Annotated in this window: 16 protein-coding genes and 1 pseudogene; 12 read left to right on the top strand and 5 right to left on the bottom strand. The window is 59.9% G+C overall.

Translation table 11 applies throughout. The annotated features are described in order from the left end of the window. Positions 1-59 precede the first annotated feature (59 nt). A complete protein-coding gene (locus PQ457_RS19700) occupies positions 60-701 on the top strand; it encodes a TetR/AcrR family transcriptional regulator (RefSeq protein WP_273619505.1) in 642 nt (213 codons plus the stop codon). Positions 702-737: 36 nt separating this feature from the next. Here the strand turns inward: PQ457_RS19700 and PQ457_RS19695 are convergent, their stop codons facing one another. Next, complete coding sequence (locus PQ457_RS19695; protein WP_273619504.1) at positions 738-1,634, bottom strand: helix-turn-helix transcriptional regulator; 897 nt, start codon at positions 1,632-1,634, stop codon at positions 738-740. Positions 1,635-1,813: 179 nt separating this feature from the next. Here PQ457_RS19695 and PQ457_RS19690 point away from each other — a divergent pair, with 179 nt between their 5' ends. The 3 genes from PQ457_RS19690 to PQ457_RS19680 all read left to right on the top strand — a co-directional run bounded on the left by PQ457_RS19690 (position 1,814) and on the right by PQ457_RS19680 (position 6,422). After that, a complete protein-coding gene (locus PQ457_RS19690; protein ID WP_273619503.1) occupies positions 1,814-2,167 on the top strand; it encodes a YciI family protein in 354 nt (117 codons plus the stop codon). A gap of 237 nt (positions 2,168-2,404) precedes the next feature. Further along, on the top strand, positions 2,405-3,775 hold the full coding sequence (locus PQ457_RS19685) for an amidohydrolase family protein (RefSeq protein WP_273619502.1): 1,371 nt from the start codon (positions 2,405-2,407) through the stop codon (positions 3,773-3,775). A 151-nt stretch (positions 3,776-3,926) separates the two neighbouring features. Continuing rightward, positions 3,927-6,422, top strand: a complete 2,496-nt coding sequence (locus PQ457_RS19680) for a TonB-dependent receptor (protein ID WP_273619501.1) — start codon at positions 3,927-3,929, stop codon at positions 6,420-6,422. Positions 6,423-6,641: 219 nt separating this feature from the next. On the opposite strand, the gene PQ457_RS19675 is transcribed toward PQ457_RS19680, so the two are convergent. Beyond that, the gene (locus PQ457_RS19675; RefSeq protein ID WP_273619500.1) at positions 6,642-7,832 is read right to left on the bottom strand and encodes an MFS transporter; all 1,191 of its coding nucleotides are present in this window, start codon (positions 7,830-7,832) and stop codon (positions 6,642-6,644) included. A gap of 556 nt (positions 7,833-8,388) precedes the next feature. Here PQ457_RS19675 and PQ457_RS19670 point away from each other — a divergent pair. The 3 genes from PQ457_RS19670 to PQ457_RS19660 are packed head-to-tail and all read left to right on the top strand — an operon-like array spanning position 8,389 to position 12,990. Then, on the top strand, positions 8,389-9,606 hold the full coding sequence (locus tag PQ457_RS19670) for an MFS transporter (protein ID WP_273619499.1): 1,218 nt from the start codon (positions 8,389-8,391) through the stop codon (positions 9,604-9,606). Between the two features lie 26 nt (positions 9,607-9,632). Then, the gene (locus PQ457_RS19665; protein WP_273619498.1) at positions 9,633-11,915 is read left to right on the top strand and encodes a TonB-dependent receptor; all 2,283 of its coding nucleotides are present in this window, start codon (positions 9,633-9,635) and stop codon (positions 11,913-11,915) included. Between the two features lie 58 nt (positions 11,916-11,973). Next, positions 11,974-12,990 carry a cyclase family protein gene (locus PQ457_RS19660; RefSeq protein ID WP_273619497.1) on the top strand — a complete coding sequence of 339 codons (1,017 nt, stop codon included), beginning with the start codon at positions 11,974-11,976 and terminating at the stop codon, positions 12,988-12,990. A 129-nt stretch (positions 12,991-13,119) separates the two neighbouring features. On the opposite strand, the gene PQ457_RS19655 is transcribed toward PQ457_RS19660, so the two are convergent. Next, on the bottom strand, positions 13,120-14,193 hold the full coding sequence (locus tag PQ457_RS19655) for a Rieske 2Fe-2S domain-containing protein (RefSeq protein WP_273619496.1): 1,074 nt from the start codon (positions 14,191-14,193) through the stop codon (positions 13,120-13,122). Between the two features lie 440 nt (positions 14,194-14,633). On the opposite strand from PQ457_RS19655, the gene PQ457_RS19650 reads away from it, so the two are divergent. The 5 genes and pseudogenes from PQ457_RS19650 to PQ457_RS19630 all read left to right on the top strand — a co-directional run. After that, entirely contained in the window at positions 14,634-15,539 is a 906-nt protein-coding gene (locus tag PQ457_RS19650) for a LysR family transcriptional regulator (RefSeq protein ID WP_273619495.1), read from the top strand. Positions 15,540-15,888: 349 nt separating this feature from the next. Then, positions 15,889-16,227 carry a hypothetical protein gene (locus PQ457_RS19645; protein WP_273619494.1) on the top strand — a complete coding sequence of 113 codons (339 nt, stop codon included), beginning with the start codon at positions 15,889-15,891 and terminating at the stop codon, positions 16,225-16,227. Positions 16,228-16,299: 72 nt separating this feature from the next. Then, positions 16,300-17,814, top strand: coding sequence for an IS21 family transposase (gene istA / locus PQ457_RS19640; protein WP_273618481.1), 1,515 nt, complete (start codon positions 16,300-16,302; stop codon positions 17,812-17,814). Next, entirely contained in the window at positions 17,801-18,529 is a 729-nt protein-coding gene (gene istB, locus PQ457_RS19635; protein WP_273618480.1) for an IS21-like element helper ATPase IstB, read from the top strand. Before istA ends, istB begins: the two co-directional genes overlap by 14 nt. A 176-nt stretch (positions 18,530-18,705) precedes the next feature. Continuing rightward, a pseudogene (locus PQ457_RS19630) lies at positions 18,706-19,167 on the top strand (IS3 family transposase); the annotation flags it as partial. 362 nt (positions 19,168-19,529) lie between these two features. Here the strand turns inward: PQ457_RS19630 and PQ457_RS19625 are convergent. Further along, complete coding sequence (locus tag PQ457_RS19625; RefSeq protein ID WP_273619493.1) at positions 19,530-20,825, bottom strand: hypothetical protein; 1,296 nt, start codon at positions 20,823-20,825, stop codon at positions 19,530-19,532. 88 nt (positions 20,826-20,913) lie between these two features. Continuing rightward, on the bottom strand, positions 20,914-23,409 hold the full coding sequence (locus PQ457_RS19620) for a TonB-dependent receptor (protein ID WP_273619492.1): 2,496 nt from the start codon (positions 23,407-23,409) through the stop codon (positions 20,914-20,916). Positions 23,410-23,699 lie beyond the last annotated feature (290 nt).

Below are 23,699 nucleotides of genomic sequence, written 5' to 3'. Positions count from 1 at the left end.
CGCTACTGCTGCGCGCGGCGACGGCGGGGCGAAGCAAGATCGGGGGAGAGTGCAGGGACGTGGCATCAGATGAGCTGAAGAAGAGCAAGCGCGACATTATCCTCGATGCGGCGGAGGCTTTGTTCGCCGTACACGGCTTCGACGGTGTGTCGATGCGGATGATTGCCGAGCGCGCGCCGGTGGGTCTGGGCCTGCTGACGCATCATTTTCCGGCCAAGGACCAGTTGTTCGTGGCGGTGCTGGAGCGGCGCGCCGATATCATCAACATGGCGCGCCTTGCCGCGCTCGATGCGTTGGACAAGCCGGACATGGAAGCCTTGCTCACGGCTTTTCTTCAACCTTATGTCGACCGGATCGCCATGGATGATGAAGGCTGGCGTGCCTATGCGCGCCTGCATGCCATGATGACGCAGGATGCGCGTTGGACGCCGGTGGCGGCGGCCATCTTCGGGCCGGTGGCCGAGGCAATGATTGCACGCATGCAGGACGTCGAGCCCCGTCTCACCCATGAAATGGCCGTGCGCGGCTACGTCTTTCTGCTGGGCGGTATGGTCAGCATGTTCGCCGACACGCGCCTGCTGGACCGCCTGACGGACGGCAGATTGTCCAGCGCCGATGTTTCAGCAAGTTTCGGCCCGATAGTCCGCTTCGCCGCAGCCGGCATCCGTGCGCTGGGAAAACAGGATGGCGATAGCGTTTAGGCGGGCCGGCTTGCCGGGGCGGACAGCGAGCGCCGATCAGCGGATGGATCGGCGATAGGCAGCGGGCGTTATGCCGGTAATCCGCCCGAAGATGCGGGTCAGATGCTCCTGATGCGTGAAACCGCAGCGCACCGCGATTTCCGCGATGGACAGATCGCTGCGCAGCAATTCGCGAGCTCGCTCGACGCGTTGCTCGATGATGTACTGATACGGGGCCCGGCCGGTCGTTCGCTTGAACTGGCGGCCGAAATGGATGGGGCTGAGATTGGCCTCGCGCGCCAGATCGTCGACACTGAGCGGTGCCTCCATCTTTTCTGCGACAAGTGCCCTTACGCGCGCCATCTGGCTCGGTTGCAGCCCGGTAATACGCGGAAGCTCGACATGTCGCGCGATCGCGTGGTGCCGCACAAGCTGGGCGGCGATGAGGCGCGCAACGCTATCGGCGAACAGGTCGGACTGCTGCTCCTTCATCATCGTGCAGGCCAGTCGGGCCAGTTGTTCAAGCAGCGGATCATGTTCGCCCATGCGCGGGAGAAACTCCACGAGGCTCCCGTCATCACGGCACAACTCCTGCACGGCGGCATCAATGAGCGTGCGATGCACATAAAGATGCACCGTTTCCAGCGGAGCCAGCAAAGCGACGGCAAAGTCGCGATGCGCGGGCAGTATGAACAGGCCGCCGGTCCCGATGCGGGCCTCTCGCCGCTCGCCGCTCAGCTCGCGGCGGATGCGGACGGGGCCATTCATATGAACGATGATAAGATGGTGTTCATTCGCCGAGAACGAGCCAGCATAGGGAGCCTCGCGCTGGTGTGAAGCATAAAAGGACTGCCACTCCAGCGCGTCGCTTGATTGCAGGATCGCATGCTCGGGACGCAGCAGAATTCCATGCGTGTCTGTGGCCGACAGGCCACTTCGCTCTCCGGTACGCATCCATTATTCTCCCAAGGACTCGGCCGGTTTTCTCGGCTTGCATCCTCAGCGTAGCAAAAACCGTACGATTGTACAGTCCCTGTTTCCGGGCGGCGCTGCTCGGGATCATCGGATGATCCTTTATGCCGAAGCACGTTGTAATCCTGCAGGACCAGACTTGGGCTAAGCTGCAGACCCACATGGCCGCAATGGCGGCGAAAACGACCTGGTTTGGCGAGGCGCAGGCGATGGCGACATACATGTTTCATGCAATGGATCGGGCGGGAATGGGCGAGAGGCGCGGCGAATTGCGCGAAGCGCATCGTGCCCACATCCGGCGAGCCGACCCGAATTGTCGCTGTGTGCTCGGAGGGCCTCTTCGACGCGAGGACGGGAAAGCCATGATTGGCACGCTGTTGATTTTCGAAGCGGATGATGCCGCATCCGTCCAAGCCTTCATGGCTGCCGACCCCTATTGTCTGGCGGAGATTTTCGAGAGCATCTCCATCTTGCCTTGGTCGATCGGGCTCGGTGTGATCGAGGCTTCTCCATGAGTGGTGGAACTAAGGCGTTTGTCGCGGCCCACTCTGGACATCGCCGCCTCCTGGTGCGGCCCTAGAACTCCATCCGGCGGTCGGTCAATCTCACCAAGCGATGGCGGGAGATCGAGATAAAAGCCGAGGGGAGGGGCGTTTTTCTCTGTTTGCCCGATCACACCTGCCAATTTGTGCAGGACGCGCCCGCGCTCACGCTTCAATATCGGCCAATCAGCTGAGTGGAGGCGCGAGAGTATGAGTGAAGGCCAAGGTTTTGCCCCGTTGGGCACGCCAGTGTCGAGGGAAGACTTGCTGCTGAAGGGCGGCCATGTCCTGACCATGGATCCCGGCATTGGCGACCTGCCGAAAGGCGACGTGTTGATCCTTGACGGCGAGATCGCGCAGGTGGCTCCCGGCATCGATAGATCCGATATCCGCGTGATCGATGCCACCGGGATGGTGGTGCAGCCAGGTTTTGTCGAAACCCATTGGCATATGTGGAACAGTCTGTGGCGCGGCCTTGCGCATGAGGCGGCGGGCTATTTCGGGCTGCATCGCCTCGCGATGGCCTATACCGCCGAGGATCATTATCTGGCGGTAGGCTATGCTGCGGCCGAGGCGATCGCGGCCGGTGTTACGACCTGCCATAACTGGTCCAATGCCCTTCGCGGCCCGGAGGATGCGGTTTGTCAGGCTCAGGCCCTCGCGGACGTCGGCATAAGGGCGCGATTCGGCTATGGCCATCTGACAGGGATGGGGCTGGGGCCGGTTGATCAGACCGTCTTGCAGAATATGGCAGCATGCCTGTCGGACATCAGCGTCGATGGGCTGATCGACCTCGGGATCGTTTGCCACGACGCGAACCATCTGCGCACAGAGGTCGAAGCCGCGCGCGCGCTTGGGCTCCGGACGATTGCGCCGCATGCCGATCTGTCTGGAGCCATTGATCTGCTCGGCCCCGAGTTCATCTTTACCCATGGGCCCGGCACGCCCGACGCATTCCTGCAATTGCTCGCGGCCAAGCGGGTGAAGATCGGCTTGTGCCCCGCCACTGATCCGCTCATCGGTGCCGGTCTGCCGCCTATCATGCGCTTTCTGGCGGCCGGCACGCCATTCGAGGACATCGGCTTTTCGGTCGATGTCACGTGTCAGGCCGCGGCTGATCCCTTTGCCGCGATGCGGACGATCATGTATGCGGCCCGTATCGCCCAGAAGAATGGAGCAAGCTTTCAGGAGATCATCTTCACGCCTGCCGATCCCGCCGACCCGGCCAACGGCCTTATGACCCCGCGACAATTGCTGCAATTGGCGACGATCAACGGCGCCCGCGTGCTTGGTCTGGAAGAAAGGATCGGCAGTCTGACGCCAGGGAAACGGGCCGACGTGATCCTGATCCGAACCGACGATGGCAACATGCTGCCCGACCCGGACGTGAATATTGCTTTTCAGCTCGTTCAACACGCTCAGCCCGCCAATGTCGATACCGTGATCGTCGATGGGCGTATCCTGAAAAGCGCAGGAAGGCTGACCGGCATGGATCATCGCGCGCTCGCCAGACGGGCAGCCAAGGCACAGGCCTCCTTGCGGCATCGCGGCGCCATGCCTTTGCCGGACATGACGATCTGAACGAGCGCTACCGATACGAAAACATACAGGGATCCGCTTGCATCGTGCAGGCCGTGCCAATCCATCGCGACTAGTCGTCACATATGGATGGTTGCCTCGGGGCAACTGACCCCCAACGGCTTTTGCAGCAAAAAAGAATAGGGAGGACGGTATGAGGCTTGGTCTTTTGAACTCGACGGCACTTGCGGCGAGTATGCTGATCGTTGCGGCAGGTGGGGCGCAGCCTGCCATGGCCGCGATCGGAGGGGAGGTTGCCCCAACTGGCACGGGCGGCATGGTTTCCCCCGGCCAGACGGGCACTCCAACGGCAGGCCAACAGGCAGCGGACCCTGCCGCGCCGCAGAGCAACAGCGCCGATGCGACACAGACCGGGCTGGCCGATATCGTCGTGACGGCGCAGCGCAGATCGGAGAACCTCCAGAAGGTGGCGGTTGCGGTGAGCGTCGTCTCGGCCGACGCGCTCACGCGCAATAATGTCACCCAGTCTGCGCAACTGACCACATTGGTGCCCGCGCTTCAGGTCGCGAACAGCGGCACCACCAATGTCTTCTACCTGCGCGGGGTGGGAACCTTTGCCGTGAACGCCTTCAGCGATCCCGCAATCGCCTTCAACTACGATGGCGTTTACATCAGCCGCCCAAGTGCAGCGACCGGCGTGTTCTATGATCTTGAACGGGTCGAGGTGCTGAAGGGGCCGCAAGGCACGCTTTATGGGCGGAATGCGACCGGCGGGGCCATCAATGTCCTTCCGGCCAAGCCGGTGATTGGCGAGAATTTCGGTCAATTTTCCGCAGTGCTCGGAAACTACAACGCCGCCACGCTTCAGGGCGGCGCCAATCTGAGCCTTGGCGAGACCGCCGCCCTTCGCGTGGCCGGAACCTATACCAAGCATGAGGGGTATCAGAGCGACGGAACCGGGGACGAGGATGGCAAGGGTGCTCGCGCCCAACTTTTGTGGAAGCCGAGCAGTGATTTAACCATCCGGGTGGGCGGTGACTATTATCATGCCGGTGGCGCGTCCAGCGGTTCGACTCTGGTGGGTACGATCAACCCGTTTACCAAAGCGATCTCGCCCTCGCCTTACGGACGGGACGTCGGCCTTTATGATTCCCGCGTCTCCCAGATCCTGTCTGGCCAGTATAATTTCCAGGTCGGCCGTACAATGACCGGATTGTCGCCCTATGCCTTCAACGACAGTACGTTCTGGGGCGTCAATGCCGATATTTCGTACATCACGCCTATCGGCACGTTCACTCTGGTCCCGGCGCATCGAGACATCGATTTCAATGCTCGCAACAACATCACGACCTTCAGCAGCGAATTCCACGAGCGCACCCGGCAAAACAGTGTCGAGCTGCGATTGGCTTCGCCCGATACCAATAAATTGCGTTATTTGGTTGGTGGATACTATTTTCATGAAGAGACCGAGGTTGCAGACAGCTTCAGTCAGCAGAACCTTTCGAATTTTCTGACGGGCGATTTGACAACCCGCTCGGTCGCTGCGTTCGGCCGCTTGACCTATGCGATAACGGATCGCCTCCGCCTGTCGGGCGGCATTCGCTACACCAATGATCGCAAGACAATCAGCGGCGGCTCCCAACTCGCTGTCGATGTCTGCACGGCGCCTGCCTGCCCCAATGGTCTTTTGCTGCCCTATGCGACCAGCCTTTCCGATCTGGTCAATCGTGCCGGCCTCGTCGGACCATTCCCGAGCCCGGTGCCCTCGTTCCAGTCCGTTTATATTTCGCCCACTTCGCCCACGAACATCGTGGGCACCTCGCAAGCCCCGCTTGTCGCTGTCCAGAGTGGCAGCAAGGTGACCTATCGAGCCAATGTCGAGTATGATGTCGGCGCGCGTTCCCTCCTCTATGCATCGTTTGAGACCGGGTATCGTGGAGGCGGCTTCTCGTTTGCGGTCGACCCGACGCGACAGCAATATCGGCCCGAAACAATCCAGGCATGGACGGTGGGGTCGAAGAACCGCTTTCTTGATAACAGGCTACAGTTGAACATTGAGGCGTTTTACTGGCGTTACAAGGATCAGCAGATCGCCCATCTAGGGGTCGATTCATCGGGATCTCAAGCTTTCTTCACAGAAAATATCGGCACCTCGCGCAATTTCGGTGCCGAAGTTGAAACCCAATTTCTCATTTTCCCCCACACGACATTGTCGGGCGACATTCAATATCTCGACGCCAAGTACACATCCTTTGTCTACAAATCGCCTTCGCCGCCGCCCACGCGCTGTGGGGTGAGCGCCCCGGCCACCGCTGGCGGTGCCTATTCGATCGACTGCTCAGGATTGCAGGCCTTGCGCTCGCCCAAATGGACGCTCAACCTTGGCATCCAGCACGTGATCCCGCTTGGCCAATTCAAGATCGTGGCGGAGGGCTCGGCCCGCTATCAAACCAGTTCCTACGTCGGCTTTGAATTGCTCGATATTGAGCGCCAGGCTGCCTATTGGACTGGCCAGGCCTCGCTCACATTCGCAAGCGAGAACGACAAATTCGCTTTGTCGGCTTTCGTGAACAACATCGGCAACCAGCGTCCGCTTGGCGACGTGGTTTACAACAGCGCGCTTAACGCCTTCGGCGGCGCGCCTGGTGCGCCACGACTTTATGGGGTGCGCTTTCAGGTCAAGTACTGAGCGGCAGCAAACCCGGCCCTTCGCGATGAGGGGCCGGGCTAGAGCTGTCGAGTGATACGGGCATGCCATGGTTCAGGCCGTCCTCCGGGAGGCGGGTTGAACCATGGCATGCCCTCATTCTATTGGAAGACCGCAAAGCCGGAGCTGATTGCGCTCTTGTGGTATGGCCCAGATGTATCGTCATCACAGCGGAAGGCCGCAGATCAGCCGCCTGCAATGTCACCCCGCCTGATCACTTTCGCGGCGTTCCGTCAGAAAAAACAGAAAGGCGCCGATACCGGCAGCAGCGCCTGCGCAAGCGGTGGCGGTCCATCCTCCATACTGAAAGCTGAACGTGGCCAGCAGCGAACTCAACGCGCCGGAGAGGAAGAGCGCGGTCATGTACGCCGCGTTTATTCGGCCGCGTGCTTCCGGGTGTGATGAATAAAGCACGCGCTGGCCCAACACTTGGTTCACCTGCGTTGCGGCATCAAGCAGAACAGCGGCTGCCGCCAGCGTAACCAAAGCGCCGCTTGCGGCCGCCCAACCCGCGACGGCAAAAGCCGCGACGCAGGACAAGAGAGCCACTGCGGTACCGGCGCGAACGTGGCCCCGATCGCCCAAACGGCCCGCGACAGGCGCAGCAAAGGCGCCGCCGGCGCCTGCCAGAGCGAAAATCGCGATGCCCAGATGGCCCAGTCCGAAACGCCTGGTCAACAGCAGGGGAACAGCCGTCCAGAACATGTTGAAGGCCGCAAACAGCGCCGCTTGATAGACCGTCCGCCGCCGAATACCGGGTGTTCTTATTAGTAGCGACAGGCTGGAACGCAACAGTTCGCCATATCGCAATCTTGCGGTGGGGCGCCGTTCGGGCAAAGTTTTGGCCAGCATCACGGCGAGGGCGGCCATGCTCAAAGCGGATACGGCGTAAATGGCACGCCAGCCTGCAATCGCGGCTAAGCAGTTTGCTGCCGGACGAGCCAGCATGATGCCCGTTATCAGCCCTGCCATAACGTGGCCGATAACGCGCCCTCGGCTCTCTTCCGGCGCCAGATGAGCGGCCAGTGGCACCAGCACCTGCGCGCCGACCGAACAAAAGCCCGTGAAACAGGAAAGTATCAGGAATGTGGTCGGATCCGCCGCGAAGAAAATCCCCAAATCGCCCAAGCAGGCGCCGACCGTCATAAGCAGCACCAATCGCCGATTTTCCATGATATCGGCCAGTGAAACCATGAAAAATAGTCCGGCACCGTATCCCAGTTGAGTCAATGTGACAACGAGGCCCGCCGCGCCGCCGCTCAAATGGATCGCCGGCGCAATTTCCCCGATAAGGGCCTGCCCGAAGTAAAGGTTGGACACCATCAGTCCGCAAGCAACCGAGATGATGCTGATCAGGCGGGGGGACATGACGGGTTGCGGCTCTGTATTCACCGGCTCAGGGCTCCTGATAAGTGATGTTGTCGGTACCCCCGCAAGCCGGGGTGATGTTTCCAAGATGCGGGAGCGTGGCTGGATCGAACGTTCGGCAGGAAGCAAACGTTGATTTTCGTCGGCGTGTTGCGACGCCACGGTGCCACCAACAAGCAACCCGCGCCTGCACGATTCTGCAGGCCAACCGAACGATTATGCAGGCCCACTGCATATTATGGCCCAGAGGGCTTAGCTATCAATGCGGCCAATGGATCGAGCCTAATAGAACCAATTTGATGGGCGCCACGGGTCTGATACCCCATCGAGAAGCCTGCGACGCTCACATCCGAAGGAGCGGACGACGGGAGATTCTGGAAAGTGGGGAGGCCTGAGTGATGAGCATTACCGACCGTGCATTCGGCACGGCACGTCCCTTGCGGCGCTTCCCGTGCCTCCGGGCGTTGTCTTTTGCCTATCGGCCGGGTGCGGCATGACCGCAAACGCCAAACATCGTGATGCGTCAGCCGCAGACATTACAAGCGCTGGCACCTTGTTGCCTTCTGCCCATGGCGAAACCTTGGACCAGCCCTCGGGGTGGCGGGTTGCTGCGGCCGCCACCTTCTGCCTTGTGGTCTGCCCCAGCGCGCTCATTGTCTCATGCTTTGGCGTTCTGGTTCGGCCATTGTCGATTTTCTACGGCTGGTCGCCGGGTCAGATCGGTCCTGCCCTGTCTTTCATGGCCTTTGCCATCATGTTGACATCGTTGCTGCAAGGCAGGCTGCTGGACAGGTTTGGCGGGCGGCGGCTGGTCATGGCCTTCATACCGATTTTCGCGGTGGCTCTGGCATGTCTGGCTGTCCTTCCGCGCAGTTTGCCACTCTTCTATCTGACATGGTTTCTACTGCCCTTTGCCTCGCTTGGCCTATGGCCTGCGGTCTATCTGAAAACCGTCAGCGGCTGGTTCGATAGGCACCTTGGCCTTGCAACGGGTCTCGCAAACGGCGGGATAGGGATTGGAACCATTGTGCTGCCGCCTTTAATCACATGGATTATGGTGCGCGGCGGGCTGCAAGTCGGCTTTGTCGCCATGGGTGGACTGGCGCTTCTGGCATGGCCGGTCGCCTATTTCTCCATCCGTGAAAATCCATCGACTGCATCGCCGCCCGCCACATCGGGTAGCGGCATTTCGGGCGTCAAAACGTCGGGCGATACATGGACCTATGCGCGCATCTTGCACGATGCCACCTATCGGCGGATTGCCATGGGCTTTCTGCTCATCGGCGTGGCCGGGACCGGCCTGCTGGGCAGCATTGTGCCGATCCTGATGTCCAAAGGTCTGTCGATGCCTTTGGCGGTCAGCGGGATCGCCGGCTATGGTATGCTCAACCTGATCGGCCGTCTGGTGACAGGCGCCCTGCTTGATCGCTTTCATGTCACGAAGGTCGTGCTTGGCCTGGCGATGACGACGGTCGCGGCGCTGATCTGTCTTATTCTTAACGGGCCGGTTTGGTCATGGCTGGCGGCGGCATGGACGCTGGGTCTCTTTGCCGGGGGAGAGTTCGACATTCTGGCCTATGCGTTGCGTCGCTACTTCGGTCTCGATGGCTTCGGGCGACGCTATGGGCTGGCATTCAGCGCCTTTCAGCTCGGCGCAACTGGCGGCGCGGCTTTGCTGGCGGCAAGCGTGCTTTTGACGAGCAGCTACGACCTGGCGCTTGTCGTGCTGGCGATGGCCGCCTCTGCGGGCGCGGCCCTGCTCTGGACATTGGGGAGCTATCCGTCCCGCTCACAATAAAAACCAAATATAATTGGGGAGAGAACATGTCACGAAAATCAGTCCCGGCAGTGATCCTGCCGCTTCTCATGGCGCCTGCCGTCGCCTTGGCTCAGGGCGAGCCGCAAGAGGCTGGCGCTTCACCCAAGACGACAAACGCTGCGGAAGCTGGTCTGGCCGACATCATCGTAACGGCGCAAAGGCGCTCTGAGAACCTTCAGAAGGCAGCAATTGCCGTCACCGCTGTCTCGGGAAAACAGCTCAGTTCTTCCGGTGTGACCGACATCAACAATCTCAGCAAGCTCGTTCCGGCTTTGGTTGTTCAGCCCCAGGGCGGCGCGACCACGAATTTTTATCTTCGCGGTGTCGGATCCTTTGGCACAAATGCCTTCGCGGAGAATGCCGTAGCGTTCAACTTTGCCGGAACCTATGTGGCGCGACCGACTTCGCCGCTCGGCACGCTGTTCGATCTTGAGCGGATCGAGGTGGTCAAAGGGCCGCAAGGAACGCTGTATGGTCGAAATGCTACCGGCGGCGCGATCAATGTTATCCCCAAAGCGCCTCGTCTCAATGCCACGGAAGGCGAATTGACCGCCGAATACGGCAATTACAACACGAAGAAGATCGCCGGGGCCATCAACATCCCCTTGGGCGCGACCTTGGCCCTGCGCGTGGCGGGCCAGGCAGTGGACCGGGACGCGTATCTCTCTGATGGCTATGATGACGAAAAAGGGCAGGCGGTCCGCGCGTCATTGCTTTTCAAACCAAGCGATACCTTTTCGCTGACTCTGATCGGCGACTATTTCCGCCAGCGCGGCAAGGGCGTCGGGTCTGTGTTGATCCCCGGCGCTACCGCGCCGACCGCGCCAGCGCTCAGCGAGCGCGTTGCCGGATCCGATCCGCGCAGCTTGGCCGAATTGACCCTTCGTTTTCCCGCCTTGGTCAATCCGGGGCTCGTGGTCGGCCCACGGGGCGATGGCTACATGCATAATCAGTTTTATGGGTTTACCGCCATCGCGCAGGTCGATCTTGGCGCCGCCACGTTGACAGTCTCACCGGCCTATCGTCGCAGCGAGCCGGATTTTCTGAGCTACACCAATGGCTTCTCGGCTCGCGTCGTCGAAAAGGACGATCAGACCTCATTGGAGGTCAGGGTCGCATCCAACGGCTCACGCCCTTTCAACTATGTCTTGGGCGCCTACTATTTCCATGAAAAGCAGGACGCACTGAACATCTTCTCCCAAGGGCTGTTGCAGACCGGCATTTTTGACCCGACCCTAAAGACGACCAGCAAAGCGATTTTCGGCCAAGCAGGATATTCGCTCACGCCCACCCTGCGCCTGATTGCCGGTGGCCGCTACACCGACGAGGGCAAGTCGCTCAGCACTTCGCTCCGGCAGTTTTCGCCGAGCACACCGGCCGGCACGCCCATCTATGTTACCGGCAAGTTGAATTTCAACAAGTTCACCTGGAAAGCCGGGGTTGAGTGGGACGCTGGCCCGCGCAGTCTGGTCTATGCCAATGTGGCGACAGGGTTCAAAGCGGGCGGGTTCTTTGTCTCGGCCGTTGATAACACCACGCGCCCGGAAAATCTCACCGCCTATACGCTGGGCAGCAAGAACCGGTTTTTCGACAACCGCGTCCAGTTGAACATCGAAGCCTTCTATTGGAATTATCGTGATCAGCAGGTCAGCTTTGTTGGCCCCACCCAATTCGTGCCCGGCGTCATCAGCCCCGGCGGCATCACCGTGAATGCCGGTAATGCGCGGATGTACGGTACTGAAGTCGAGCTGTTGTTTCAGGCCACGCCGAATGACCGCATCTCCGTCAATGTCCAGTATCTGAACACCAAATATCTGGATTTCACATATAATGCCTTGTCGGCCAATGGCGTTCCGCCGCGTAGCGGATGTCAGGTTGCCCCCAAAGGCGGCATTGCCGTTGCCGCACCGGCACGAATTTTCACCGTCAATTGCAGTGGGCTGCCAACGCTCAATTCGCCGAAATGGTCGGCCAATCTTGGCTATGACCGCACGATCCAGCTTACAGATGGCCTCACCCTTGCGCCGAGTTTGCGTGCGCGTATCGAGGGCAGCCGATACCTTGCGCTCGAATATCTGCCTGAGGAACGTCAGGGTAGTTACGCGACAATCGACATGTCGCTGGCGCTTCAGGGAAGAAATGACCGCTGGTCTGTGACCGGATACGTCAACAACCTTACCAATGAAACCATCCTGGCATCGGCTGCCCAGCGGGCATTCGTTCCGTTGGTTTACGGGGCTCTTCGTCCGCCGCGCACTTACGGTCTCCGCCTGTCGTTTAACTATTGAGCCATGGATCGGCGCGGAACTGAAAAATTTCTGAACCGAGCAAAGCAGGGAGTTAGTCATGAAAATTGGACGTTCGAAATGGCTCGCGGCGATCGGCGTTGCGCTCCTGAGCGTTACTGCGGCATCTGGCCAAACGGCGGAGAAAGGGCCATGGTGGCCCTCACCGTTTGGCGCGCAGGACCAGGCCGGCAATTCGAATTACATTACGCCTGAAAAGATCCTGACCTCGCTGAAATTGGCCAAGACGGGCAAGATTTATGAGCTTGGACACATCTACGACGCCAAAATGCCCGCTTTCGGCGACCGTCCCTATGTGCTGCTCACCCAACCGGCGAATGAAGTGACGAAGGCCGATCAGGAAGCTGTGCATACCGACTACTTTACCGGTTTCCTTGGCCATATGGGCACCCAGTTCGACGGGTTGGGGCATATGGGCCGCGCACTCAAAATGCCGGATGGCAGCTACAAGGCCTTCTTTTACAACGGCTACACCGAAGCGGATCTGACAGGCCCGAAAAAGGGCGCGGGCGGTGTCGAGAAGCTGGGCGTCGAACAGATCAAGCCGATCATTACCCGCGGATTGCTGGTCGATATTGCCGGTTATAAAGGCGTGGCCACACTGGATGCGCGCTATGAAGTAACTTTGGCCGACGTGTTGGGGGCGTTGAAGAAGGAAGGGCTTTCGGAAGACAGCATCCAGCCCGGGGATGCTGTCCTGCTGAACTTTGGGTGGGCGGCCAACTGGGATAACCCTTCCAAGTATAATGACGGGCACTTTTGGGTTGGCGAAAACAAAGGGTCGCCCGGTATCAATCACGAGGTCGCCAAGTGGATGGTGTCAAAGAAGGTGTCCATCGTGGGCGCGGACACTTGCTGCGTCATGATGATGCCTCAACCGGAGGGCGACGCGTACAACTTGCATGTCGACCTTCTTCCCTATGGCGTGTTCCTGATGGAAAACCTTGACCTTCGCGAATTGGCAAAGGACAAGGCGTATGAATTCCTTTATCTGAATCTGACCGAGCGCCTTCGGGGGGCGACCGGATCACCCGTGCGGCCAATCGCCATCCGCTAGTTTCGCCCAGCCCCTGCATCAACGCGGGGGGCAGAAGATTGAGCCGTGCCATCATAGGATGGCACGGCTCAATTTCTACGCTGACCATTTTCTCGTGATGTTGCCGCTCCTTGCCGGGAGCGGCCCCTGTCAAGCGTCAGCCATCGTCGACGTCGGGCGCAATTCGCGCTCCATCGCCCGCTGCATCAGCGCTCGACCACGCAGTGCAACGACGTCCGAAATGATGTGGATCTCCGGTTCCAGAGACTTGGCAGCCTGCAGTTCGGCCTCGATCAGTTCGGCGGCCTGAACATCTTCCGGAATGGGCAGATTCAGCACCCGTTCGATCACCACATCGGTTTCGAGGTCATCTAGAGCAAAGTTGCGCTGATAGGCCTGAAAATAGTGCATCGTCGTCGCAGTTTCCGGCGTCAGCGCGTGAAGCACGCGAAAACTGCCGAGCGATTGACCCGGCTTTCCGTTGCCATCGGGCTCGTAAAACGCCGAACCCGTGATGTGCAGCGAGGGCAGGTAGAATTGCTGCTCCAGCACACGGACCACCGTGCCGTCGATGCCCATTGCTTGACCAAGCGGCAGCTTTGCCATTGCCGGATCGAGCACTTCCCGCCGGACGGAAAGACCGAAAGGCATGACCTTCAGATCGGGCCTTGTCACTTCCACGCCGCTCCCGCCGATATTGCCCGCGTGCAGAAAGGTCAGGTGGCTCAGATCGAGCAGATTGTCTTGAAAAAGGGACGCGCGCGCATGCACATGATGGGCGCAGATCTGCCTCCGGCGCCATGGAATGCCATCCTCGAACTCGGGTGCCTGAGGGGGCAGGCGGCCATCGGAGGGTGTGTTGCCCGTCCAGACCCACAACCAGTCGGCGTGCTCGACGGCCTCGAATGTTCGAATAGCTAATTCACCGCACCGTCCTTGCTGGGCGGGCACATCGATGCACCGACCGTCGTGCGCGAATTTCAGACCGTGGTAACCGCAGCGTATGCCGTCACGCTCGATGGTGCTGCGGGACATCGGGAAACGGCGATGCGGACAACGATCCAGCATCACGACCGGCGTTCCATCATCCTGCCGATAGGCGAACATCGGGATGTCGAGAACCCGCCGCACGATGGGGCCGGCGTTCAATTCCTCCACAGTGCCCATAACGTACCAGGCGTCGAGGACAAACCTGGTGGAAACATCAATTGCGGCATCATTCACTGTGCTCTCCTCCCAACGGATGCGCTGTTTACGCGCTATGATGCGGAAGGATATGGAGGCACATGGCTTCAGTAAAATTGGTTTGATCAGAGCCGACCCATGAATTCTGCAAATGGACGCCCGGGTCGGGTTGGCACGCATTATCAACGCGACTGATGATTGCTCTCCTGTCAAACCAATTGGACAGATGTATGTATGCATCACATCTCTGCAACATGCGTCATGAGCAAGCGGCGCGTGATGCAGATGAGGGCTGGATTGGGCGTCGGCTCGTTGGTTTGGGTTGCCGGCGCGGGGCCAGTGTCGCTCGCGCTGTCGGCTCCGAAGCCATTGGCCTTGCTCTAAGCGCCCACCTTGAAACGGCACGATAGGCGGCGCAAAAGGCGGAGTGTCGGAGAGAGGCATCATTCCGATCGCGTTGGATAAAGAAAGGCACATGATTGCGCTTCAACGGTATCGATCTGAACCAGCTTGTCGCGCTGGATGCGCTGCTGGGCGAGTGCAGCGTCACCCGCGCGGCGGAGCGGGTCTTTCTCAGCCAGTCGGCCATGAGCTGGTCATTGGCCCGCCTGCGGGAACATTTCGGTGATCCGTTGCTGGTTCAGGTCGGCCGCAACATGATCCTGACGCCGTTTGCCCAGTCCATGCAGGAGCCTCTGCGCGCGTTGTTGATGTCAGCGCAGGGCTTGACTTCCCGGCGCCCCAATTTGCCGATTGAGTTGGTTCAGCGCACATTGCGAATTACGGCGTCCGAATATATCGCGATCACGGTGATGGCAGGCGCTTTCGCCCGGGCGGAAAAGGAAGCGCCGGGCATCAAGCTCGACCTGTGCTCGCTCATTGATTATACTCCGGGGGCGCTGGAATCGGGCACGATCGATTTGCTTATCGCCGCAAAAGACGTGCTTGCTGAGCGGCATCCTGACGAGGCGCTTCTGGTCGACGAATATGTCGGCATCGTGTCGCAAGATCATCCCGACGTCGGCGATACGATCAGCATGGAGCAATATCAGGAGCTTAGCCACGTGGCTGTCAATTGGCGTGGCGGGAGGATCATGACTCTTGACCAGATTGCTATGACAAATTTACGGCTTGAGCGGCGCAACGATATATTGGTTTCCGATTTTGCTCTTGTTCCCAGTTTCGTCGTCGGAACGCGCCGGATCGCCACTATACACCGCAAGCTTGCACTGATCATGGCCCGGCAATGGCCCATCCGGATTTTCCAATTGCCGGTCGCCCTGCCGCCGATTGCAATAAGAATGCAGTGGCATAAACTGCGTGAAAAGGATCCGGTTTTGGCATGGCTGCGTGGCATATTGATTGATCAGGTGCGAGCGGATTGACCCTGTCCCCGATTTTCCGAGTTGCCGCCTTCGCGCGGGATTGGAAACTTGAGCGCCAGTATGAGAGCAGACCTAAGGGCGAGGGACGTTCTGAGTAGTGAAGCTTTAAAGCGGCGGCACGATATCCTCGCGGCGGTCAAGCGCTTCTGCCAGAAAGCAATGAGCCGAACTCTGGCTTCAGGTGACGAGCGGATAAACTCATAAACAGCGTTAATGGATGCCGCATGTCTAATCGATACAACGATCAATCGGCGTGGCGCTAAACTGACTTGGAACGGTCAACACATTCGCAACAGCCGGAATCGGCCGGGTGGACAAGCAGTGTTTATGGTAAAAGAGGATGGAACTGATGGCGCATGATCGTCTTGTGCATTGCGGGAATTGCAGACCGCGAATTCCGGTCATCAAGCGCCGGGGCGAATTAGTAGTAGATTTGCACTGTCATCTCAATGTTGCCACCGCAGAACATTATATCCGCGAGGAGGTTCCCGATGCCCCCGATCCGCTAAAGTTTGTATCGCCTGCATCGCGAGCGACCAATGCCAAATTGTTTGCCGAAATCGGCGCCAAGCTGAACGGGATCAACGAGCGTCTGCTCGATATGGACCGCTTTGGGGTTGATGTGCAGGCCATCAGTCCGTCGCCGGGTGTGGATCGGCGTGCAAAAAGGACCCCGTTAGCGGGGTGATCGGCGTCTAAAAGGGACCCCTCATTTCGATAGCTTACACAACCGCGTGGAAGTTCATGCGGCGAGATCGGGATGTTGGTTTTGGAAACAGTGGTTCGTATCCGGCGTGAGTATGCCGGCGGGAAGGCGATCAAGGCGATCGCGCGTGATCTGCATGTGTCGCGGAAGGTGATCCGCAAGGCGATCCGGGCGCCGGAAGGCGCATTTGATTATCGACGCAAGGTTCAGCCGCTGCCGCGGATCGGTCCGTTTCAGGATCGCCTGGATGGGCTGCTGGAAGAGAACGAGTTACGGGGCCGGCGTGACCGGCTTCGGATGACCCGTATCCACGACCTTCTGGTGCGTGAGGGTTTCGAGGGCTCTTACGATGCCGTGCGCCGCTATGCGGCTCGGTGGAAGGTCGAGCGGCGTAGGGATTTCGGCGACGGGACGACGGCCTTCATTCCGATGCTGTTCCAGCCCGGCGAGGCCTACCAGTTCGACTGGAGCCACGAGGATGTCGAGATCGCCGGCAAGCCGATGCGGGTAAAGGTCGCACACATGCGGCTGTGCGCATCGCGGGCTGTGTATGTCCGGGCCTATCCACGCGAGACCCAGGAGATGCTGTTCGACGCGCATGCGCGCGGCTTTGCCTTCTTCGGCGGCGTGCCCAGGCGCGGCATCTACGATAATATGAAGACGGCGGTGACGAGCGTGTTCTCCGGCAAGGACCGGGTGTTCAACCGGCGGTTCCTGATCATGGCCGACCATTATATGGTCGAGCCCACGGCCTGCTCGCCGGCGGCGGGATGGGAGAAGGGGCAGGTCGAGAACCAGGTGCAGACGATCCGGGGACGTTTCTTCCAGCCTCGTCTGCGGTTCGCCAGCCTTGAGGAGCTCAATGGCTGGCTGGAAGCTGAGTGCCGACGCTGGGCCGAACGACAGGCCCATCCTGAGCAGGGCGACCAGACCGTGGCGCAGATGCTGGAGATCGAACGCCCTGCATTACAGTCGATGCTGGGGCCGTTCGACGGCTTCAACGAGAGCGAGCACGGCGTGTCGGGCACCTGCCTGATCAGCTATGATCGCAACCGATACTCGGTCCTCTCGACGGTAGCGCGGCGCACGGTGCAGGTTCGGGCCTATGCCGACCGCATTGTCGTGCGATGCGGCGATGAGGTCGTCGCCGAGCATCCCCGCTTCTTCGGGCGGAACCGCACCATCTATGATCCCTGGCACTATCTGCCGGTGCTGGCCCGCAAGCCCGGCGCTTTACGCAACGGCGCCCCCTTCCAGGGCTGGGAACTGCCGCCGGCGCTCGCCCGGTTGCGACGCAAGCTGGGCAACGGCGATGATGCCGACCGGCGGTTCGTGCGCGTTCTGGCGGCCGTGCTGACCGATGGCCTGGAACTCGTCGAAGCCGCCGTGCGGGAGGCACTGGCAACCGGCACGGCGAGCGACGATCTGATCCTCAATATCCTGGCACGGCGCCGCGAACCGCCGCGACCGCTGACGATCGTCACGTCGGAGGACAATGCCCTGCGACATCCGCCGATCGCCGACTCTGCCCGTTACGACCAACTGAGGAACTTCAATGCAGCGGCATGACATGATCGACGCGATGCGCGGGCTCGGACTCAAAGGGATGGCTGGCGCGTTCGATGAGGCCGTCACCACAGGGCTTCAACGCCAGCGCACGACAATGGAGATACTGACCGATCTGCTGCGTGCGGAGGCAACGCACCGCCACGCGGCCTCGATCCGATACCGGATGGCGGCCGCCAAGCTGCCGGTGGTGAAGGACATTGATGCCTTCCACTTCGAGGGGACGCCGATCAACGAGGGGATGGTCCGTTCGCTGCACGGCGGGGCGTTCCTGCCCGCACGACGCAATGTCGTCCTGGTCGGTGGCACTGGCACCGGCAAGACCCATCTGGCCATCGCCATCACCGCCAATGTCGTCCGCGCCGGAGCGCGGGGGCGTTACTTCAACACCGTGGATCTGGTGACCCGCCTCGAAGAGGAAGCCCGGATCGGCAAAAGCGGCGCGCTTGCCGCCCAGCTCTCCCGCCTCGACCTCGTCGTGCTCGATGAGCTTGGCTATCTGCCATTCGCCCGTTCAGGCGGGCAGTTGCTGTTCCATCTGGTCAGCAAGCTTTACGAGCAAACCAGCGTCATCATCACGACCAACCTGGCGTTCGGGGAATGGCCGACCGTGTTCGGCGATCCCAAGATGACCACCGCTCTCCTCGATCGTGTCACCCATCATTGCGACATCATCGAGACCGGCAATGACAGCTGGCGCTTCAAGAACCGAAACTGATCCCTGCGGCATGCCGGGATTAAGATGCCTTGCGCTGCGCGCGCCTCCGGTCGGGCTTCGCCCTCCCTACGCCGCGCGCAGCGCAAGGCGCGTTCCTCGACCGTCGTGCCATACTCGAAAGGGGGTCCCTTTTGCGCGCCGATCGGGGGTCCCGTTTGGACGCCGATTGACATCCTACTCCACTCTGGACCGCCCAAGGTTGGCTCTATGTTGCAGCGGTCATCGACCTGTTCTCGCGCCGTGTTGTGGGCTGGTCGATGAGCGCGACCATGACGGCCCAACTGGTTGCGGATGCCATGATGATGGCCATCTGGCGCCGGGGCAAACCCGATGCCCTGCTCCATCATTCCGATCAGGGCAGCCAATATACCAGTGAGCAGTTCCAGCGCCTGATGCAGGACAATGGCGTGACCTGCTCCATGAGCCGATCGGGCAATTGCTGGGATAATGCGGCGATGGAGAGCTTCTTCTCGTCCCTTAAGATCGAACGTATCCGCAGGAAGGTCTATCGGTCACGCGATCAGGCCAAGGCCGACGTGTTCGATTATATCGAGCGTTTCTATAATCCCACACGCAGGCACTCGACGTTGGGCTATGTCAGCCCTATCGACTTTGAGCGTCAGGCGGGAGTAGCCTAAAAAAGCTTATCTCGGTGTCCATCAAACCGGCAGCAGCTCACAGTTCGGTTGGCGCCGCACCCCAATATGCCTCGACGCTTGGCAAGCAGGCCCATTGCTAGACCATGGTCCAGCTTCGCTTCTGTAACGGTTGGAATGTCAATCTTGATTTGGCTTTGCCCTGCCGCCGGCTTCATGATTCTGTCCGCAGTCGCGACGTGGGCGCTGCATGATGGATTGCCTCGTCGAATTGACGGCGTCTTCAAGCCCTGGCGGTATTTACGATCAGTTCGCGCACACGTTGGTCGAGTTTCTGCCGACTCGTCGGGCCGATTTTTAAACCATAGCCGCGAAGTTAACAGCCTCTGGGGACTTCAATACGCCTATCGTTGGACGACCAGATCGATACGCTGTGCGTTGAACCTGAGCAGCGGCATCCCCTGGCGCATGATGTCAGCTTGGGCCAATGGGTCTTCTGGCCCGGAAGTTTCGGGATCCGCAGGCTCCTGCTCACCCAGGCTTCGGATCCCCTTAAGGTCGGACCAGACCAGCCAAAGCGACCTCCCGTCTGGGGCAATCCATTTCGGAGCTATTTGGGGGGAGTAAGGCCGCGCATCTACATCTGCGCCCGGAGACCACGCCAAATCCTCATGGACCTGCCGCCATGGCCCCCAGGGGGCGTCCGAAACCCAGAAGCCCAGATAAGAAGGGCGGGCGAACTCGGTCCCGTCGGGCGCGCAGCCGGTGCCGGCGGCAACCATCATGTAAACCCCAAGGGGGCCGTTCCAGACAACGCTGGGCAGCCAGGTTTCGACGACAATGTCGCCTTCAAAGAGACTGGTGCGATTGACCCAGCCGCGAGGAAAAATGTGGACAGGTCGGCGTGCACTGATCTCCTTGCGCCAGACCGGGGCGCCATCTGCGGCGCGGCCCGCATAGAATTCATAGGCGGTTCGCTCCAGCATTCCGGCGATCGGCACGCGGAACATCATAAGTTGATTCATCAAACCATCGGTATTTCCGTTCGGACTGTAAGCGTAGATGTAGCCATCGCGGTTGGCGCGATAGTCGTGCCCCATTTGCAGGAAACTCAGCAGCGAGAAGCAGCCGTCGGGCTCTTCAAAAAAGGCAAGGCGCGCGCGCGATTGCTCTGCCCAGTCCTCGTCGTGAACAGGCGTGCTGCCATCCTGATTATGCCAGATGCGGCCGCCATCATCGGAATAGATCAGCTTGGCCGCATTCCAGCGGTGGAGACGATCCGCTGCCCGGTCCAGCGCGCCGAGCGATTGATAGATCCGGCCATGCACCGCCAGCAAGCCGTGGCCGTGATAGTGGGGAGCTTCTTCTGCTCCGGCCGTGTGAAGGACGAACGGATAGCCCGACACTTCGTCCACGACGGGGGCAGGAGGAAGTCCGCGCAAGTTCCAAAGGGAGCGTTTGTAGAAATGTCGGGGCGCTGCGGTGAAACCGGTGCCATCGTTTTGCACGATGAATTGTTGGTCGTTGGGCCCCCATGTCATTTTGTAGCCGTCACCCATGCCAGGCAGGCGAAAAATCGTCTGATCGCGCAGTTTGACGCCGGAAATGCGAGCCGAGCCGCGCCTGTGGCCTTGGGCAAGGGCCGTGGATTGCCAGATGGTTTGCCCGACCGCCGCGGTTGCCGCCAAGAGCTGTTTCATGAAAGACCTTCGCGCCGACATGGCGATTTCTCCCTGGATAACCGATGACGGACAGCGGCGGGAAGGGCTCCCGCCGCTGCTGGTCAGATTAAAAATCGAGTTGATACTGGATACCGATCTGGCGCGGACGGCTGACAACGGCTCGCGGCAGGCGTTGGTAGGTGCCGTCGGCAAGCAACTCCTGCCGGTCGAAGCTGGAGGCGGGCTGGTCGCCGTAGTTGAGCCGCTTATCCAGCAGGTTTTTCACAAAGATCATCACCTGCGACCGACCGAAGCTCAGCCCCATGTTGCCGTTGACCATGCTGATCGGTTGACGCGTGTAGAAGCCGCCGGCCCCGTTTGGCACCTTTGTGCTGCTTGAAAAGCTGTAGTCGGCAGCCGCGAAGAAGGAGAGGGTTTCGCTGATTTTGCTCTCGTAATAGCCCGAGAGAGTGCCACTCCATTCGGGCACCTGCGGCAAAGGGCTGTTCGCGGGCACCGGAAGCACGCCGGGCTGGAGCAAGACGCCTTTGGTATAGCCCAGGCCCGCCTGAATCGAGAGCGGAACGGAGGCAAAAGGTCGGCCGGAAATCTCCAGTTCGCCGCCGCGGATGCGTGCCTTGCCCGCGTTCGTGGTGATGGGCAGCAGACAACTCGGCAGGATCGTGGATTGCTGGATATTGCTCCAGTCGATCTGGAACGCCGCAGCCGAGGCACTGATCCGGCCTCCGGCAAGGCGACTCTTGGCGCCAATTTCATAATTCCAGAGCGTATCGGACTGATACTGCCGGATCTTGCTATAATCGAGCCCGAGTCTGGCAAGATCCGCGTTGCAAATGTCGGGCAGCGCCGTCGTGCTGCCGCCGGGACGAAAACCTTTTGACGCCGACACATAGAGGTTGCCCTGGTCCCCGACCTTGTATGAAACCACGGCCTTGGGCACCCAGCCGTTTTGTTTATGGCCAAGAGCCGGGTTGTTTGAACCGTCCGGACCAAAGAGTATGCCGGTGTCCTTGGAGGCATCAATGCTGATTTTGTTCCAATATTTGCGCAGGCCTAAGGTAATTGTCAGCTTGGGGATGGGTTCGTAGTAAACCTCGCCAAAAAGAGCGAAATCATCCGAACGGTTATTGACCGAATTGGCGCCAAACCAGTCCGGTGCGAAACCGGCAGCGGCCAGATCCGGAACGTGGTTGACCGGAACGGCCGAATTGGAGAACAGGTGCTGATAATAAACGCCTGCGATCCCCGACAGGTGCGGCAATACCGCGCCTTCGTCGAAGGAAATGCGGTCCTCATGCGTAAAGCGCCGCTCTTTGAGGACAGAATAGGCCGTAACCGCCGGATGGCCGAAATCCGATCCGTAATTTTGGATCAGCCACAGGTTGCTGCCCTCAGTATCATCCTCAAGTTGCCGGATACGGCGCGTGAACAGGCTTGTCGATGACACCGCCGAGAAACCCTGTCCGGCATAGTTCAATACCAGCGAGCCAAGCCCCCAGGTGTCGCGCGAATATTCCTGCACGTCGGCATCGCGGTGCGATACATAGGATAGCGGACGATATCCCGGCAGCGGCACATAGGCGGCCGGGAAGCCATGCAGTAGGTCGGACTGTCCGATGACCGAGGCCGTGATTTCCAGACGATCGGTCAGCTTGGCACGCAAGGAGGCCGATCCTGCCACAACGTCATTGGCCCCCTGATTGCCGACCGATACCAGCCGGCCGGCAGCATCAGGGAATGTGCGCGTAACAAAGCCCGAGTCATGTCGGTAGCCGGCCGCAAGGTCCAGCGCGAGTTTGCCGGGCACCAGCACGACGTTGGCCTGCATGTTGCCCTGGCCGTCAAACCCGGCGTCCTTCGTGCCGCCGCCCTGGACCTGAACAGACCCCGAACTGTGGTTCAACGAGGGCTTTTTGGTAATGAAGCGCACATTGCCGCCCATCGAACTGGCGCCAAACAGCGTGCCCTGCGGGCCTTTCAAAACCTCCATCCGGTCTATGTCCAGAGTCAACGGGCTGACGGAGGATGGAATCGGCGTGTCGTTGATATAATAGGATGTGGTCCCGTTTCCGGCGACACCGCGGATGGTTGTTGCCCGGTCGCCGGCCCATAGCAGGGTGCCGCCCTGGCCATACTGAAAGCTGAGATTCGGCACGCGGGTCGCGTAATCGGTGAAGTTCTGAATGTTTTGCGTCTTGATAAAATCGGACGACAGGGCGGTGATCGAGGCTGGCACGTCGGTCAGCTTTTCATCCTTGCGCCGCGCGGAAACGACGATGTCCGAGGTCTGCGACAGAATGGTATTGGATGGGGCCTCCCGGTCGACATTTTGCGCCTCGGCTGAACCGCTGGTAAGCGTTAAGGCGGCACCAGCCAACAGCGCTGAAAGAAGCGGTGTGGCACCACTCTGGGCTATCGTTGTCGGGGCTGCTTTGGAACGACGACAGATCGTCGTCACCATGAGATCGCTGCTCAATTTCTTTTCACTCCCTGTGGTGAATATTTTGTTTTGGGTGGGTTCAAACGAACGTTGCGGCAAAAACTGCAACGTTTGAAAATCGGCCCGCCGATACAAACGGACAGGTTGAAACGCGCGCGACATTAGGCTGTGCGACTTGTTTGGGCATGGGTGTACGTTGTTACGCACGGGTAACGAGGATTGAATTTTTCAGATATTTGTTGCGTACTTGTAAATAGCGAAATCGTCTGGAAACCCGTTTGGAAACGTTTGATCAGCCCGGTTGCATGTTACCTCTTGGGCTCGAGACGGCCCCGCAGAACGCCTGAAACCCGGCCCCTGTGCCGCACCGGCGATGGTCAAACGGTTACACCACGGCTTCGCACGTTCTGCATGGCGGGCATCTGGCATAGCCTGCGAGGCGCATCGGATGC

Source organism: Novosphingobium humi, assembly GCF_028607105.1.
GTDB lineage: Bacteria > Pseudomonadota > Alphaproteobacteria > Sphingomonadales > Sphingomonadaceae > Novosphingobium > Novosphingobium humi.
The sequence above is the reverse complement of the archived record's forward strand: the minus strand, read 5'-3'. Positions and strand labels throughout refer to the sequence as shown.